The sequence below is a fragment of the Chryseobacterium sp. SC28 genome, from assembly GCF_003932955.1.
Lineage (GTDB): Bacteria > Bacteroidota > Bacteroidia > Flavobacteriales > Weeksellaceae > Epilithonimonas.
Genome location: NZ_QOVY01000003.1, coordinates 1 through 15,258, shown reverse-complemented (window position 1 = coordinate 15,258; position 15,258 = coordinate 1). Strand labels below are relative to the sequence as shown.

General features: G+C 40.1%; 13 protein-coding genes. 7 read left to right on the top strand and 6 right to left on the bottom strand.

Features of this window, described 5'->3' with window-relative positions; translation table 11 throughout:
• Positions 1-10: 10 nt before the first annotated feature.
• From DTW91_RS02670 to DTW91_RS02660, 3 genes are all read right to left on the bottom strand, one after another.
• Entirely contained in the window at positions 11-247 is a 237-nt protein-coding gene (locus tag DTW91_RS02670) for a hypothetical protein (RefSeq protein ID WP_125201875.1), read from the bottom strand.
• A gap of 171 nt (positions 248-418) precedes the next feature.
• Positions 419-991: a 5-formyltetrahydrofolate cyclo-ligase gene (locus DTW91_RS02665; protein ID WP_125201874.1), complete on the bottom strand. Its 573-nt coding sequence runs from the start codon at positions 989-991 to the stop codon at positions 419-421.
• Between the two features lie 5 nt (positions 992-996).
• The gene (locus DTW91_RS02660) at positions 997-2,361 is read right to left on the bottom strand and encodes a rhodanese-related sulfurtransferase (RefSeq protein ID WP_125201873.1); all 1,365 of its coding nucleotides are present in this window, start codon (positions 2,359-2,361) and stop codon (positions 997-999) included.
• A gap of 345 nt (positions 2,362-2,706) precedes the next feature.
• Between DTW91_RS02660 and DTW91_RS02655 the strand changes: the two genes are divergently transcribed.
• The 3 genes from DTW91_RS02655 (at position 2,707) to DTW91_RS02645 (ending at position 7,460) form a co-directional block, all read left to right on the top strand.
• Positions 2,707-4,842, top strand: coding sequence for a S9 family peptidase (locus tag DTW91_RS02655; protein WP_125201872.1), 2,136 nt, complete (start codon positions 2,707-2,709; stop codon positions 4,840-4,842).
• 173 nt (positions 4,843-5,015) lie between these two features.
• Positions 5,016-5,705, top strand: coding sequence for a hypothetical protein (locus DTW91_RS02650; protein WP_125201871.1), 690 nt, complete (start codon positions 5,016-5,018; stop codon positions 5,703-5,705).
• Positions 5,706-5,783: 78 nt separating this feature from the next.
• Complete coding sequence (locus DTW91_RS02645; RefSeq protein WP_125201870.1) at positions 5,784-7,460, top strand: peptide MFS transporter; 1,677 nt, start codon at positions 5,784-5,786, stop codon at positions 7,458-7,460.
• Between the two features lie 69 nt (positions 7,461-7,529).
• On the opposite strand, the gene DTW91_RS02640 is transcribed toward DTW91_RS02645, so the two are convergent.
• Positions 7,530-8,018, bottom strand: a complete 489-nt coding sequence (locus DTW91_RS02640) for a GNAT family N-acetyltransferase (RefSeq protein WP_125201869.1) — start codon at positions 8,016-8,018, stop codon at positions 7,530-7,532.
• 109 nt (positions 8,019-8,127) lie between these two features.
• Here DTW91_RS02640 and DTW91_RS02635 point away from each other — a divergent pair, with 109 nt between their 5' ends.
• From DTW91_RS02635 to recG, 4 genes are all read left to right on the top strand, one after another.
• On the top strand, positions 8,128-9,846 hold the full coding sequence (locus DTW91_RS02635) for a peptide MFS transporter (RefSeq protein WP_125201868.1): 1,719 nt from the start codon (positions 8,128-8,130) through the stop codon (positions 9,844-9,846).
• Positions 9,847-9,926: 80 nt separating this feature from the next.
• Positions 9,927-11,438: a peptide MFS transporter gene (locus tag DTW91_RS02630; RefSeq protein ID WP_125201867.1), complete on the top strand. Its 1,512-nt coding sequence runs from the start codon at positions 9,927-9,929 to the stop codon at positions 11,436-11,438.
• 174 nt (positions 11,439-11,612) lie between these two features.
• Positions 11,613-12,149, top strand: coding sequence for a thioredoxin family protein (locus DTW91_RS02625; RefSeq protein WP_125201866.1), 537 nt, complete (start codon positions 11,613-11,615; stop codon positions 12,147-12,149).
• Positions 12,150-12,253: 104 nt separating this feature from the next.
• Positions 12,254-14,353, top strand: coding sequence for an ATP-dependent DNA helicase RecG (gene recG, locus DTW91_RS02620; RefSeq protein WP_262696660.1), 2,100 nt, complete (start codon positions 12,254-12,256; stop codon positions 14,351-14,353).
• Between the two features lie 22 nt (positions 14,354-14,375).
• On the opposite strand, the gene DTW91_RS02615 is transcribed toward recG, so the two are convergent.
• Both DTW91_RS02615 and DTW91_RS12645 read right to left on the bottom strand, forming a co-directional pair.
• A complete protein-coding gene (locus tag DTW91_RS02615) occupies positions 14,376-14,867 on the bottom strand; it encodes a GNAT family N-acetyltransferase (protein WP_125201864.1) in 492 nt (163 codons plus the stop codon).
• Between the two features lie 132 nt (positions 14,868-14,999).
• Complete coding sequence (locus tag DTW91_RS12645) at positions 15,000-15,176, bottom strand: hypothetical protein (protein WP_185144723.1); 177 nt, start codon at positions 15,174-15,176, stop codon at positions 15,000-15,002.
• Between the last annotated feature and the right edge of the window lie 82 nt (positions 15,177-15,258).

The following is a 15,258-nucleotide window of genomic DNA, read 5'->3' as shown; positions in this document are numbered from 1 at the left end:
TCGAATCTAATTATTTTTTAATCGCTTCTTTAGTGGCTTTCTCGTCCTCTTTTACTGCAGTTTTTGCAGAGTCGGCAGTAGCTTTTACTGAATCTACGGTTGCATCTTTTGTAGAATCGATAGCAGCAACTGTGGAATCCGCTACAGCATCTACAGAATCGACAGCGTTTGATTCTGCCTTATCTGTTTTTTTGCAACCTACAAGAGCGATAGCAGCGATAGCCGCTACAAATAATGACTTTTTCATGTTTCTAAAATTTTAGTATTAATATGTTTATTGATCGTTTTCAAATTATATCTTTTAGTTTCAATAATTACTTTAACAAAAGTAGCACCGTCTGACAAAAATCATCAAAAAAAAACTTGTAATCAACTTGTAAAAGAGATTTACAAAAAATAATACCTGTTTATCAACACTTTATCGAAATGCAAAAACTTTATTAGGTGTAATTAAAGCATCCATGGGAATATCATTTTCATATACATCTGTAATATTTTGCTCAGGAAGAAAAAAATTGAGCCCGATTTTTATCTCGATTTTTCCATATTCTTTTAAAAATTGATCATAAAAACCTTTCCCATATCCTACCCTATTTCCGAAACTGTCACAATATAAACATGGAACCAAAACGTAGTCTAGCGCTACATTTGCCCGCAATCCAGAAGAAGGTTCCAAGATTCCCAACCGGCTAATTTCAAATTTTGAGTCCGGAAAAATCTCAACGGAAATCATTTTTCCATTCTGAATCTTTGGCACAAAAACCCTTATGTTGCTTCTAAAGAAATAATCGATGAATATCTGGGTGTGGACTTCATTCCACTTTTCTATTGACAAAAAGATATTAACCGTCTGATTTTCAACAGGTCTAAATTGTAAAATAAAATTTTGGAGTATTTTTTCGGACAAAATAATGACCTCATCCTTAGACAAGGCCATCCTTTTTTCTCTATAGATTGTTCTAAGTTCTTGCTTTGTGAGACTCGCAGCCATTTTTCTTAATCTTCCAAAATTTTGTAGAGCTTGTCTGACAGTCTGATGCGGAAAGGAATTTTGAAAGTAATTTGATCACCTTCTTTCGCCGTTTCCGCCGGATGCCCATTGACGAAAAGCTGCGTGATCGTGAATTCTTGCTTGCCGGTTGTGGGGCCGGAAATCAAAACTTTTTCGCCCAGAGCGAGATCTCCTTTTTCAATCAAAAACTGTCCGATTTGGGATTTAGAATAGTAATGTTCGCCTTTTCCAATGCAGACTTTTTTTACCTTTATCTTCTGCCGAATATCTTTTGTGGCGGCTTTTGCTTTGGCTAAGATTTGGGTAGAACTATTGCCGGAATGTTTAAATTTTAACGCAGGCGATTTACCTTTTCTGAAAATTTTATTGCCAACCTGCAAGCCTTTTCTCAATTCCACCTGTTGTTCCAAAGGCAGATGAATGATTTCCAAGCATTCTGCTGAACAGCAATTTTCCATCGCAGCCTTGCATTCGTCGCACTGGATGAAAAGCAAATGGCAAGCGTCATTAGCGCAATTTGTATGATTGTCGCACGGCTTGCCACATTGGTGGCATTGCGCAATGATATCATCCGTGATTCTTTCGCCCAAGCGGTGATCGAATACAAAGTTTTTTCCCAGGAATTTACTTTCAATTCCCTCCTCTTTTACCTGCCGTGCATACTCGATGATTCCGCCCTCCAGCTGATAAACATTTTTAAAACCTTGATGTTTAAAGTAGGCACTCGCCTTCTCGCAGCGGATTCCGCCCGTGCAGTACATCAAGAGATTTTTATCTTCTTTATAATCTTGCAATTGCTCATTAATAATTGGCAAGCTTTCTCGGAAACTTTCTACATCCGGCGTGATGGCGCCTTCAAAATGCCCTACTTCACTCTCGTAATGATTCCTGAAATCGACCACAATCGTATTTGGATCTGCCAGTAAGTTATTGAATTCCTTCGCTTTAAGATGAATTCCTTTATTAGTCACATCAAATGTATCGTCATTGAGACCGTCGGCCACAATCTTGTTCCGAACTTTAATCGTCAGCTTCAAAAAAGAGTGATTATCTTGTTCCACAGCCACGTTGAGACGGATACCCTTCATAAAATCGTAAGCTTCCAATGTCTCGCGGAAAGCTTCGAAATTGTCTGCCGGAACGCTCATCTGAGCGTTGATGCCTTCGTGCGCCACATAGATCCGGCCGAGCGCATCCAGGGCGTTCCAAGCTATAAATAAATCGTCGCGAAATTTTTTGGGATTTTCAATTTTGGCATACGCATAGAAAGACAAGGTAAGGCGTTCCTTACCGACTTCATCAATAAGTTGAGCTCTTTCTTCTGCGCTTAAAGTGTTGTACAGTTGCATGCTATAAACGTTTTTAAGTGAGAAAAATAATGGCGCAAAGATAAGAAATTTGGTTGATAGTTTCGGTTGACAGTTGATAGAAGAATTGATTCCTGATAAAAATTTGTTTTCAAATGTCAAAAAAATCCGACTATTATCGAGCATCAAAAATTTGGGCGTGCCCCTCGTCCACACCAAGGCAGCCGCTCGGGTCGGGCTATCCGTTGCAATCTTTTTCCCTCACCTTTTCATCCGCAAAAAAGGATTTCCACTACTATCCCTCACGCATTTAGCAATTCTCCGTTTCAATAATTACATTCAAAACAATATATCTTTATTATATTTACGTCATTAAAATCTTAAAAAATGAAGAAACTATTCGTTACTGTTGTTTTGATCGCGTCTGTTTTTGTGCAAAGTATTAATGCTCAGGAAATTACATTAGACAAAATCTATTCCGGGTATTACCGCGGAAAAGGCATCGCAGGAATTGCCTCCTTAAATGATGGCGAAAACTACGCAACCATCGAGAAAGACGGCATCGCAAAGTACAATTATAAAACGTCTCAAAAAGCCGGAAACATCGTGGATGGCAGTTTCGAAGCTTATATTTTTTCACCCGACGAATCCAAAATTCTCCTTCAGAAAGAAAGCGAACCCATCTACAGACATTCTTTTTTGGGCAAATTTGATGTGAAAGATTTGAAATCAAACAAAGTGGCAACGCTCAATAACGGAAACTGGATTCAGGAGCCCAAGTTCTCGCCCGATGGGAGCAAAGTCGCTTTTATTGTAGATAATAATTTGTTTTATCAGGATCTGACATCAAATAAAATTGTCCAGATAACCTCCGACGGAAAGAAAAATTCCATTATCAACGGATTGGGAGATTGGGTTTACGAAGAGGAATTTTCTCACGCCGATTATTACCAATGGAACAAATCGGGCGACGCCATCGTTTTCGTAAAATTTGACGAGTCGAAAGTTCCGGAAATCTTCATCCCGATATACGGCAAAGCACTTTACCCGACCGAAATGCGATACAAATATCCAAAAGCCGGCGAAACCAACTCAACCGTTTCTGCCAATCTTTACCAATTAAAGTCTGCGAAGACAACGGCATTAAATATTTCCGATTTTGAGAATCATTACATCCCGCAAATCTGGCAAACCAATGCTGACAACGAAATCGTAATCGCCACCAGCAACCGCCATCACAGCAAAGTGGATTTAATTAAAGTGGATACAAAATCCGGAAACTTGACCAAACTATTCTCCGAAACAGACAACGCTTGGATAGAAACCGACAATCTCACGATGGAGTTTTTGGACGACAATTCCTTTCTTTGGGCTTCGGAACGCGATGGCTACCGACAACTCTATTGGTACGATAAATCCGGAAAACTCAAAAAACAAGTGGCGAAAGGCAATTGGGAAATCACCGATTACTACGGCTACAACCCGAAAACCAAAGAAGCCTACATCCAAACTACGGAAAAAGGAAGTCTGAATAAAGTGGTTTCCAAACTGGATATCAATTCCGGAAAAACCACGCTAATTTCTTACCCGGAAGGCAACAATTCGGCGGCATTTAGCAAAACTTTCAATTACTTCATCAACACAGTTTCAACGGCCGCTTCTCCTTACCGATTTGTTTTGAAGGACGCTTCTGGGAAGGAAATTAAGGAGCTTCAGAATAACGATGAAGTGCTTTCCAAACTTCAAAAAGATGGCTTCGTCACCAAAGAATTCTTGACCATTCCCAATTCGGTTGGCGACCAGCTGAATGCTTGGATCATCAAACCCAAAAACTTTGATCCCACGAAAAAATATCCATTATTTATGTTCCAATATTCCGGGCCGGGCTCTCAGCAAGTTTCCAATTCTTGGGACGGCGGCAACGGAATTTGGTTCGAAATGCTGGCGCAGAAAGGCTATGTGGTAGCTTGTGTAGACGGTCGCGGAACAGGTTTCAAAGGTTCCAAATTCAAAAAAGTGATTTACAAACAACTCGGAAAATATGAAATCGAAGACCAAATTACCGCCGCAAAATGGTTTGGAAATCAGTCTTATATCGATAAAACCAGAATCGGGATTTTCGGATGGAGTTTTGGCGGTTATATGAGTTCGCTCGCGATGACGAAAGGGGCCGATATCTTCAAACTCGGCATTGCGGTGGCGCCCGTCACCAACTGGAGATATTACGACACCGTTTACACCGAAAAATTCCTGCAAACGCCTCAAGAAAACCCGGAAGGATACGACCAAAACTCGCCCACGACCTTTGCAAAATTACTCAAAGGAAAATTCCTCTTGATCCACGGAACAGCTGATGACAACGTGCATTTCCAGAACTCGATGGCGTTTTCGGAAGCCTTGATTCAGAGTAAAAAGCAGTTTGAGTTTATGGCTTATCCGGACAAGAATCACGGCATTTTTGGTGGCAACACACGGCCTCAGCTTTACGAGAAAATGACGAATTTTATTTTGGAGAATTTGTAGAAATGTTGAAAGCTGGAAGATAAAAAAATCCGCAGAAGAAATATCTTTTGCGGTTTTTTATAATCTACTATTTCGACAACTTTTTATCAAGGTTGTTAAAATTTTTTAATTCATTTTAAATTTCTATTTTTACGATTCAAGAAAATAAAAACTAATACTTATTCAAATTAATCATGAAAAAAATAACAATCATATTCTTTGCACTGCTCTATTCTTTTTCCTCCTCACAAACAAAAGCTTTGACAGAAGACGGGAAAGAAGTTGTTCTTTTTGATAATAAAACTTGGCGTTTCGTGAATGAAAGTGACGAAAAAACGATGGACGAAATAATAACCAACAACACCATTTTCAATAAATCTGCGGATGCCACTTTTCTTTTAAAAAGCCAAAAATTAGATTCTGGAATTTACTTTAATCCAAAACAGTGGAAAACTGTAAAAGCTGACATTTCACCAATAGCTGAATATACTTTTCAAGATATAACCAGTCAATCTTATGGTGTTTTTGTTTCTGAAAAAGCTCCAATTCAAACTTTGAAAAATTTGAAAAACTTGATAATTTCTAATCTTCAAAAAAGAGCCAGCTTTTTCAGATTGATTTCTTCAGAGTACCGAACTCTCAATGGAATCAACGTTTTATTCTTAGAATATATTGCAAATATTCAAGGTATGGATTTTCATTATATGGCTAACTATTACTTAACTGAAGGAGGTTATACCGGCGTTTTTTCCTATACATTTGAAAACTTGTTTGTGAGTTCTAAAACGAAGATTGAAAGTTTAATAAATGGCTTAGTGAAAGCGGAGAGATCAAAAGTCAAAGAAGTTATAGAATATACTTCACCAGCACCGGTTTCAAATTAGAAATAACATCAGGTCTCAATTTTTGAGTGGCTTTTAATTCATTTTAAATTTCTATTTTTACGATTCAAGACAAAAACAGTGATGAAAAAACATCCCAAAGGCCTGCCTTATCTTTTTTTCACAGAAATGTGGGAACGCTTTGGTTACTATTTGATTCTCGGCATTTTCGTGCTCTACCTCATAGAACCAAGCGGCGACAAAGGCGGACTGGGATTGCCGGATAAAATGGCAGATGATGTTTTCGGAACTTATATTGCACTCACTTATCTCACGCCGTTTCTCGGCGGTTTTCTTGCAGAAAGACTTTTTGGTTATATCAAATCCATTTATCTGGGTGGGATTTTGATGGCTGCCGGATACATCGGTCTCGGATTTTTCAAAGAATTGCCTTTGTTTTATGGTTCATTGGGCCTAATAATCATCGGGAACGGATTCTTCAAACCGACGATTTCTACCATTCTTGGGAATCTTTATTCCGAGGAACCATACAAAAAGAACAAAGACACCGGCTACAATATTTTCTATATGGGAATCAACATTGGTGCGTTTATCTGCAACATTATTGCAGCTTATATGCGCAACCGGTTTGGCTGGGGCGAGGCTTTCATCGCCGCCGGCGTGGGAATTCTCATTGGCTTGGTGATTTTCAGTTTTGGATTGAAGCATATCCGTCACGCCTGCAAAATGAAGCCGGCCAAAGAAGGCGACAGCAAGATTTCTGATGTGCTCCTGAAAGTCTTTGTACCCGCATTAATTGTTGGATTTATCGGATGGATCATTCCCGGCAATATCTTTGGAAGCGACAGCACGGATGCCTTTATTTTTGCCTGCGTTCCGGTAGTTTATTTTTACATTTCAATTTACGTCAAGGCGCATCACGACGAGAAAAGGTCCATCGGCGCTTTGCTGATGATCTTCTTGGTCTGTATGTTTTTTTGGGCGATTTTCAAACAAAACGGAACAGCATTGACACGTTGGGCCAACTATTACACCGATCGCAGCATTCCCGAGAAATTAGTGGAACCAATGCGAAGCATTTATATGCTGGATGGGAAAAACGGAACCGTCGGGAAATCATTTGAAGACAAAGAAGTGGCCGTTTACGACGATCAATTCCGCTCGCAGAAAAATGAAGCCGGCGAAACCATAAAAGTCATTGGCAAAGATGTTTATTTTAAAAATATCGACCCCAAGCAACTTGCTGCATTAGCCAAAGATCCAAAACAGGAAGTGTATCTCTTCAATACCGAACTTTTCCAATCTGTAAATCCGTTTTGGGTGATTGTTCTCACGCCTTTGATTGTCGGATTCTGGGCAATTCTGCGAAAACGCGGGAAAGAACCGACGACGCCTACAAAAATTATGATTGGACTTTTCATCACCGCTTTGTCCTGCCTCGTGATGGTAGGCGCCGTATTTGCCGGCGATAATGGCGCCGTGAAAGTCTCTCCGCTCTGGTTGGTTGCGAGTTACGGCGTGGTGACGATTGGGGAACTTTGCCTTTCTCCGATGGGTTTATCGGTGGTTTCAAAACTGTCGCCAGTGAGATTGACCGCTTTGATGATGGGTGGATTTTTCCTTGCCAACTCTATTGGGAACAAGCTTTCCGGAATCTTGGCCAGCACTTGGTACAGTTACGAACATAAGGAATATTACTTCCTTGTAAATTTTGCCTTGTTGATTTTTGCTTTTGTACTCGGCCTGTTTATGCTGAAATTTTTGAATCAAGTGATGAAGGAGAAAGGGGTTGATTAAAGAGGGTTGTTGGTTGTTGGTTGATGGTTGTTCGTTTTAAAAATTATTAAATCTATTAACCAAAAACCATCAACTATTGACCAATTGATAGGCCAATCTCGGCGTTCCATCGGCCACGTAGATGATGCCGCATTTTTGGTAACCGAGTTTTTCCAACACTTTTTGCATTGCGATATTGGTTTCGTGCGTATCGATTCTGATGTTTGGGAATTGGGAAAAACACCATTCGAAGCAGAATTTCGCGACGCCTTTTGCCTTCCCGTTGGACGCCAATCGGTGGATGACGCCGTATGGATCGTCATTCAGCCAAGCTCCATTTTCAATTACTGAATAATTGGGATCATTGCCGATAATAAAATCAAAAGTGGCCACAACTTCCCCATTTTTCAAAATCAAAAAATTAAAACCATTTTCGATACTTTCCAACATCAATTCTTTGGAAGGATAACCATTGATCCATTGCACAGAATTTCCGCTGGCGCGCATCAGCTTTCTGGCGAAGTCGATGCAGTTCATTATTTCGTTGATGTCTTCGGAATTCGACTTTCTAATTTCCATTATTGTTTAATAAATCGGTTGGATTTTGTTAATCGCTTGCAATTTAGCTTTCCCATTTATGAAAAAAAACTATATTTGTTACCTTTAAGAAAATTTAACAATCAGAAATATGGATACAGCAGTACAGGCTAAGCAAAAGCATCCAAAGGGTCTTTGGGTATTATTCGGCACCGAAATGTGGGAGCGGTTTAACTTTTACGGAATGAGGGCATTGCTGACGCTCTTTCTCGTAAATGCTCTCCTAATCAAAGAAGCAGATGCGGCCATTATTTACGGCGGCTTTTTGGCGCTCTGTTATTTGACGCCGCTCTTGGGCGGTTTCATAGCAGACAAATATATTGGAAACAGAAATGCCATCTTAACGGGTGGCACTTTGATGGCCATTGGGCAATTATTCCTGTTCTTCAGTGCTTCTACATTTTCTACAAATCTGGGTGGTGCCAAAACGTTGATGTGGCTGGGACTGTTTGTTATTATTTTCGGAAATGGATTCTTCAAACCCAATATTTCTTCGATGGTGGGAAGTCTTTATCCAAAACAGGAAAAGTCTAAACTGGATTCTGCATTTACCATTTTCTATATGGGTATCAACATTGGTGCATTCTTAGGTCAGTTTATCTGCCCCTATTTAGGAGATGTCAAAGATGCTTCCGGTGTTCGCGATGTTTTTGCTTTCAAATGGGGATTTTTGGCCGCTTCTATTGCAATGTTGATAGGAACAACCACGTTTCTTATTCTTAAAAACAAATACGTGGTAACGCCCGAAGGCAGGCCTATCGGTGGATTGCCAAAAAATAATACGAGCGAAGATTTCGAAGAAGGCGAAACACAAACGGCTAAATTTTCGGGTAAGAATATGGGAATCGCGAGCGTGCTATTCGTAGCCTTGTTCTTCGTGTTCCGTTATATTTTGGTGAGCGAATTTGGTTTTAGCTCTGTTGAAATGGGTCAACTGATCAAAGGAATTATCTATCCATTCATCTACGCCGCCGGCATTTCATTGGCATTTTTGATTATGAGCTCTGCCGAGACCAAAGTGGAAAGAGACAGAATCTGGGTCATCTATATCGTTTCATTCTTTATCATTTTCTTTTGGGCAGCTTTTGAGCAGGCTGGTTCCTCATTAACATTTATTGCTGATAATCAAACCGATAGAAATATTTTTGGATGGAATATGCCGCCGTCGATGGTTCAGATTTTCAATGGATTGTTCGTGGTACTGCTGGCTTTGCCTTTCAGTTTGCTCTGGGATAAATTGCGCGCCAAAGGCAAGGAACCTGTTTCTCCGATGAAACAAGCAATCGGTTTGGGTCTGATTGCCCTAAGCTACTTGATTATTGCGTACAACGTCAAAGACTTGGGAAATACCGGATTATTGGCCATCAAATGGCTGATGTTACTATACCTCATCCAAACAATGGGCGAACTTTGCCTGTCGCCAATTGGCTTATCTTTGGTAGGAAAACTGGCTCCCAAAAGATTTGCATCCCTGTTATATGGTGTATTCTTTATTTCTAATGCTGCGGGTTACGCTTTAGCAGGCTCGTTGGGATCCATCATTCCTGCAACGGGCGACAAATTTGTAAAAGCCGAAAAACTGGGTGTCAATCTTCAAGATGTTTTGGACAAAAAAGTGACATTGACTCCCGAGCAAGTGGCATTATTTGAAAAAGAACAATTACCTGTGGCCAACACCACATTTGCGGGGGTTGAGATTAATAACTTATTCGAATTCTTTATGGTATTTGTGGTGCTTTGTGGCGTTGCTGCAATAATTTTGGCAATTTTATCACCGAGACTGAAAAAAATGATGCACGGATTGAACTAACTGCTCACAAATATAACAACGCAGAACCACCGAATATCCGGTGGTTTTTTGTTAAATTCGTATGTCAAAAAAATCATAGAATGAACCTTACCCTCGAAGAAATACAAAATTTCAAAGGCAGATATCCCAAACAAATCTGGTCCCTTTTCTTTTCAGAAATGTGGGAACGCTTCTGCTTCTACGGCATGCGCGGTATGCTGGTTTTTTTTATGATTTCTCAGTTAAAATTCGGAGACGAACAAGCAAATTTGCAATATGGCGCAACACAAGCTTTCGTTTACACCTTCACCTTTGTAGGAGGATTATTTGCAGACAAAATTTTAGGATTCCGAAAATCGCTTTTTTGGGGAGGCTTCCTGATGATTATCGGCAGTGCGATTTTGGCTGCCAATCCGCACGATTTTTTCTTTATCGGAATTGCTTTCACGGTTGTAGGAACGGGTTTTTTCAAACCCAACATTTCTACGATGGTCGGAAAACTTTATAAACCCAATGACAGCAGAACCGATGCCGGATTTTCTCTTTTCTACGCCGGTATCAATCTGGGAGCACTTTTGGGCGGCTACCTGTGCATCGCCATCGGAAAGGGCGAAATGCTATCACGCTTAATTCCCGAACATAAAAGATGGAATGTTGCTTTCGGCTTGGCTGCCATCGTGATGGTAATCAGTTTGATCAATTTTATCTTTACACAAAGACACTTAGGACCCATTGGACTTCCACCTCAAAAATCGAATGCAGATGGCACGTTTTCGCCGTTTCCAAAATGGAAAGAATACGGAGTTTATGTCTTATCCATCGTCTTTGTGCCTTTGGTTATAATTATGGTTTCAGTTCCGCAATATACCGACTATTTTATGTGGACTGTTGGACCGCTGACCTTGCTTTATCTCTTCTACGAAATGTCAAAAGTAAGCGCAGCCGAAAGAAACAAACTTTGGGCAGCTTTGGTTTTCATCTTATTTTCAGTCCTATTTTGGGGAATTTATGAGCAAAGCGGTGGTTCATTAAGCATCTTCGCAGCAAACAATTTGAACCAAGATCTTTTGGGTCTGGATCCCAACGGTGTCAACAATTCGGCAGGCGCGTTTTTTATTTTACTGGTCGCCGTTCCAATCGGTCTTTTCTGGATATGGCTCAATAAAAAGAAAATGGAGCCCAACACGATTATTAAATTTGGCTTGGGCTTCATCTTCTTGGGACTTGGATATTACGTCATCTTTGCAACACGGTTTTTCGCGACTCAGCAAGGCGTCACCTCGCTGAGTGTTTTCACGCTGGCACTCTTCGTCATCACGTTGGGCGAGATGTGTCTCTCGCCGATCGGATTATCTATAATGACCAAACTCTCCACCGAAAAACTCCAAGGAATGATGATGGGAATGTGGTTCCTGGCCTCTGCTTACGGGCAATATGTTGCAGGGCAGATTGGGGCAGGAATGGCGAAAGTAAAAGCCGGCGCCACCAATTACGATGCGCTCATCACTTACACCAATGGATACAAACAATTGGGCTTATATGCATTAATAGCGGGCGTTGTACTAATTTTGATCTCGCCATTCGTCAAAAAATTAATGCAAGAAGTAAGATAATGATTTCACAAATTACTGATTATCAACCTCACGAAATTGGAACTCTGAATTTTTTATTTAGTCATCTAAGTTTCAAGCCTTTGAGAATCTTAAAAACAGTCAGTAGTTAAAAAAACTTTGCGAACTTTGCGTTAAAATTTTAACTAAAACCCTTTTGCACCATCATAAGTAAAGATGAAAAAAATATTATCAGTTACAGTGCTCATTCTCATTTCCATTTCCAGCTCTGCCCAAGTTCATTGGATGAGTCTGGCGCAGGCACTGGAAGCCCAAAAAAAAGAACCCCGCAAAATCCTCATCGATTTCTACACAGATGCTTGCGTGCCGTGCAAAGAAATGGAAAAACAAACATACAACCATCCCGAAATTGCCCGTATCATCAACGAAAGATTCTACGCCGTCAAATTTGAAAGCGATGGCAATGCTCCCGTTTCTTACGCAGGTCACACTTTTACCAATCCTAATTACAAAGTTTCTAAAAGCAAAAACAATCTGCATCAGTTCACTAAATATATGAATATCAATATCATCCCGACGATGGTTTTTCTTGATGAAAATACAGATCCTATTACCAGTCTGTCCGGATTTCTTAAAGCTCAAGAAGTGGAACCCTACTTCACGATGATTGCTACCAACGCATACAAAAAAATCAAATCCCGACGGGAATGGGAAGGCTATCAGAAGAAATTCCGGTCGAAGATTAAGGAATAACTTTATAGAAGCGGGATATTAGAATTTAGATGTCAGATTAATACTTTAAGTTTAATCATGCTTTCTAATAAATTCATAAAATTTCCCGAAATTCGTCGGAACAAATTCTCTTTCTTTTGACATTAGAAACTTCCATAGAATTTCTCAAAGGCATCGCCACCGAACGCGCAAAACTCATCAAAAATGTGTTGGGGATCTCGACGGTGGAAGATTTACTCACCTTTTACCCAATCCGATACATCGATAAAAGCAAAATCCATAAAATTGGAAGCCTTAGCAGAGATTCCGAAACCGACATCCAACTGAAAGGGAAAATAACTGACATTCAAGAAGTGTCGTATGACAGGGGAAAACGCCTGACAGCAAAATTCCGGGACGAGACCGGAACGATGGATCTGGTTTGGTTCAGATATACAAAATGGCTGCAGGAGGCAATCCCGCTGAATCAGGAAATTTTCATCTTCGGAAAGGTCAATTTCTTTAACGGGAATTTCTCAATGCCTCATCCGGAAATTGAAACTGATGAGAAAAAAGCCTTGTCCGGAACGCTTCTGCCGGTTTATCCCGGAAGCGAAAAGCTGACGAAACGCGGCATTACCAATAAATTTTTCCAGACCGTCATCTTCAATCTTCTGAAAGACTTACCCAATTTGATTCAAGAAAATCTGCCTGATTATTTGATGAAATCGATGAAGTTGATTGGGCGGCTTAATGCCTACTATTTCATCCATTTCCCGAAAGATTTAAAACAACTTGAGGAAGCCAACAGGCGATTGAAGTTTGAAGAATCTTTCTTTTTCCAACTTGGTTATGGCCTGAAAAAACTTCATCATAAAACAAAATCATTCGGCAATCCTTTCCCGATCGTAGGCGACTATTTCAGTGATTTTTATGAAAATAATCTCCCGTTTGAATTAACGAATGCGCAAAAACGGGTTCTGAAAGAAATCCGACTGGATATGAAACGACCAATCCAAATGAACCGATTGCTTCAAGGTGATGTTGGTTCCGGGAAAACGATGGTGGCGTTATTAACGATGCTGATTGCGATGGACAACGGTTTTCAATCTTGCTTGATGGCTCCGACGGAAATCCTGGCTCAGCAACATTTTAATTCCATCAAAGAAATGCTGCAAAATACGAATATCAATGTGCGATTGCTGACGGGATCTTCCAAAATTTCCGAAAGAAAAATCATTCACGAAGAGCTGGAAAACGGGCAACTTTCTATCCTGATAGGAACGCACGCCTTGTTGGAAGACAAAGTGAAATTTCAGAATCTGGGCTTGGCGATAATTGATGAACAACATCGCTTCGGAGTAGCGCAACGGGCTAAACTTTGGGCAAAGAATAACATTCCGCCGCACATCTTGGTAATGACCGCAACACCTATTCCGCGGACTTTGGCGATGAGTTTTTATTCCGATCTGGATGTTTCGGTGATAGATGAAATGCCCGTTGGTCGGAAACCAATTATTACAGCGCATCGGCGCGAAAGAGATCGCGTTTCGGTCTATAATTTCTGCCGAGAAGAGATCGAAAAAGGCCGACAAATCTATTTCGTTTATCCATTGATTGAAGAATCGGAAACCTTGGATTTGAAAAATCTAATGGAAGGTTTGGATCACGTGATGAATTACTTCAAGAACTACAACGTAACGATGGTTCACGGCAGAATGAAACCTGCGGAAAAAGACCTCAATATGCAATATTTCGCTTCCGGACAAGCCCAAATTATGGTTGCGACCACGGTGATAGAAGTGGGCGTGAACGTTCCGAACGCCTCTGTAATGGTGATCGAAAGCGCGGAAAGATTTGGGCTGTCTCAGCTTCACCAATTGCGAGGACGCGTTGGCAGAGGCGCAGAACAGAGCTACTGCATCCTGATGACGGGCGACAAACTGAGCAATGACAGCCGCACGAGAATCAAAACGATGGTGGAGACCAATGATGGATTCAAGATCTCGGAGGTGGATATGCAACTGCGCGGACCAGGCGACATTCTCGGTACGCAGCAAAGTGGTGTTGTTGATTTCAAAAAATTGAGTTTGATAGAAGATTCTGCCATCATCAAAGCCTCGAAACTGGCGGTTGAAAAAATCTTGGAGCAAGATGCGCTTCTTGCACATCCGGAAAATCAGCTGATGAAGCAATATTACATCAAACAATATAAGGGGAAGAATAAGTGGGGGAAGATAAGTTAGGAATTTTAGAAGCCCCTGAAAATTATGTGATTAAAAACTCCATCAGAAAATCGTCCATCACATAACCATTTCCGATATCAAAAAGGGCTTCGTCATAAACCCTGAAACCTTGCGATTCGTAGAAATTTCTGGCCTTGTTGTTTTTATTGACCGTCAAGATCAATCTTTTGTCGCCCGCTTTTTGAGTTTCGCTTTTTACAAATTCCAGTGCGTTTTTTCCGAGACCTTTTCCTTGCGCTTCTTTTAGAAGATAAATGCGGTGTAACTTGGTCGTTTGCGGTTTATTATGAAATTCGAAGCCAACAAATCCAAGATAAACCTCATCTTCTTTAATCATATAATATTGATAATTTGGATTGTCGAAATGGGTTTTCAAGACCGATTCAGAATACATCAGATCCAACATATACTCGATTTGCAGTGGCTCCAAAATCTGAGCATAAGCCGATTGCCAGGAGCTTTTCGCCAGATTTTGAATGGCGGGGATGTCTTTTTCTGTAGCTTTGAGGATCATAAGACCTATTTTTTTATTCAGTTTGAATCAAATTTAGCACATTATTTTGAATGAAGCTAAGTTGTATTTATTAGTTAAATTTAAGAAATCCATTCCGCCAACCTTCTAATAATATTTTTGCCATAAATTAATCTACTTTAGTTTTTCTTCAACAACATTTTCTCCAAAACAAATAATTTTGACTTTTGAATCTTTGAAGATTATTTTTTCAAAATAATCAGGTAATTCGATTGTTTGTCTAATTTTATAAGTGAATTTATCTAATATCAATACTTCCAATGTAATCTCACCCACTTTAGTAACACTCAAAAGTAGAGTTTTTTGTTAATAATTTATTGTTGTTGTTGTAAAAATTTTGTTGGAATGTGGGAAACTCGTTGGCTTTGGCTTG

Bases quoted from the DNA above. Each gene is read 5' to 3' on its own strand.
- DTW91_RS02670 (WP_125201875.1), bottom strand. From the start codon at position 247: ATGAAAAAGTCATTATTTGTAGCGGCTATCGCTGCTATCGCTCTTGTA.
- DTW91_RS02665 (WP_125201874.1), bottom strand. From the start codon at position 991: ATGGCTGCGAGTCTCACAAAGCAAGAACTTAGAACAATCTATAGAGAA.
- DTW91_RS02660 (WP_125201873.1), bottom strand. From the start codon at position 2,361: ATGCAACTGTACAACACTTTAAGCGCAGAAGAAAGAGCTCAACTTATT.
- DTW91_RS02655 (WP_125201872.1), top strand. From the start codon at position 2,707: ATGAAGAAACTATTCGTTACTGTTGTTTTGATCGCGTCTGTTTTTGTG.
- DTW91_RS02650 (WP_125201871.1), top strand. From the start codon at position 5,016: ATGAAAAAAATAACAATCATATTCTTTGCACTGCTCTATTCTTTTTCC.
- DTW91_RS02640 (WP_125201869.1), bottom strand. From the start codon at position 8,018: ATGGAAATTAGAAAGTCGAATTCCGAAGACATCAACGAAATAATGAAC.
- DTW91_RS02635 (WP_125201868.1), top strand. From the start codon at position 8,128: ATGGATACAGCAGTACAGGCTAAGCAAAAGCATCCAAAGGGTCTTTGG.
- DTW91_RS02630 (WP_125201867.1), top strand. From the start codon at position 9,927: ATGAACCTTACCCTCGAAGAAATACAAAATTTCAAAGGCAGATATCCC.
- DTW91_RS02625 (WP_125201866.1), top strand. From the start codon at position 11,613: ATGAAAAAAATATTATCAGTTACAGTGCTCATTCTCATTTCCATTTCC.
- DTW91_RS02615 (WP_125201864.1), bottom strand. From the start codon at position 14,867: ATGATCCTCAAAGCTACAGAAAAAGACATCCCCGCCATTCAAAATCTG.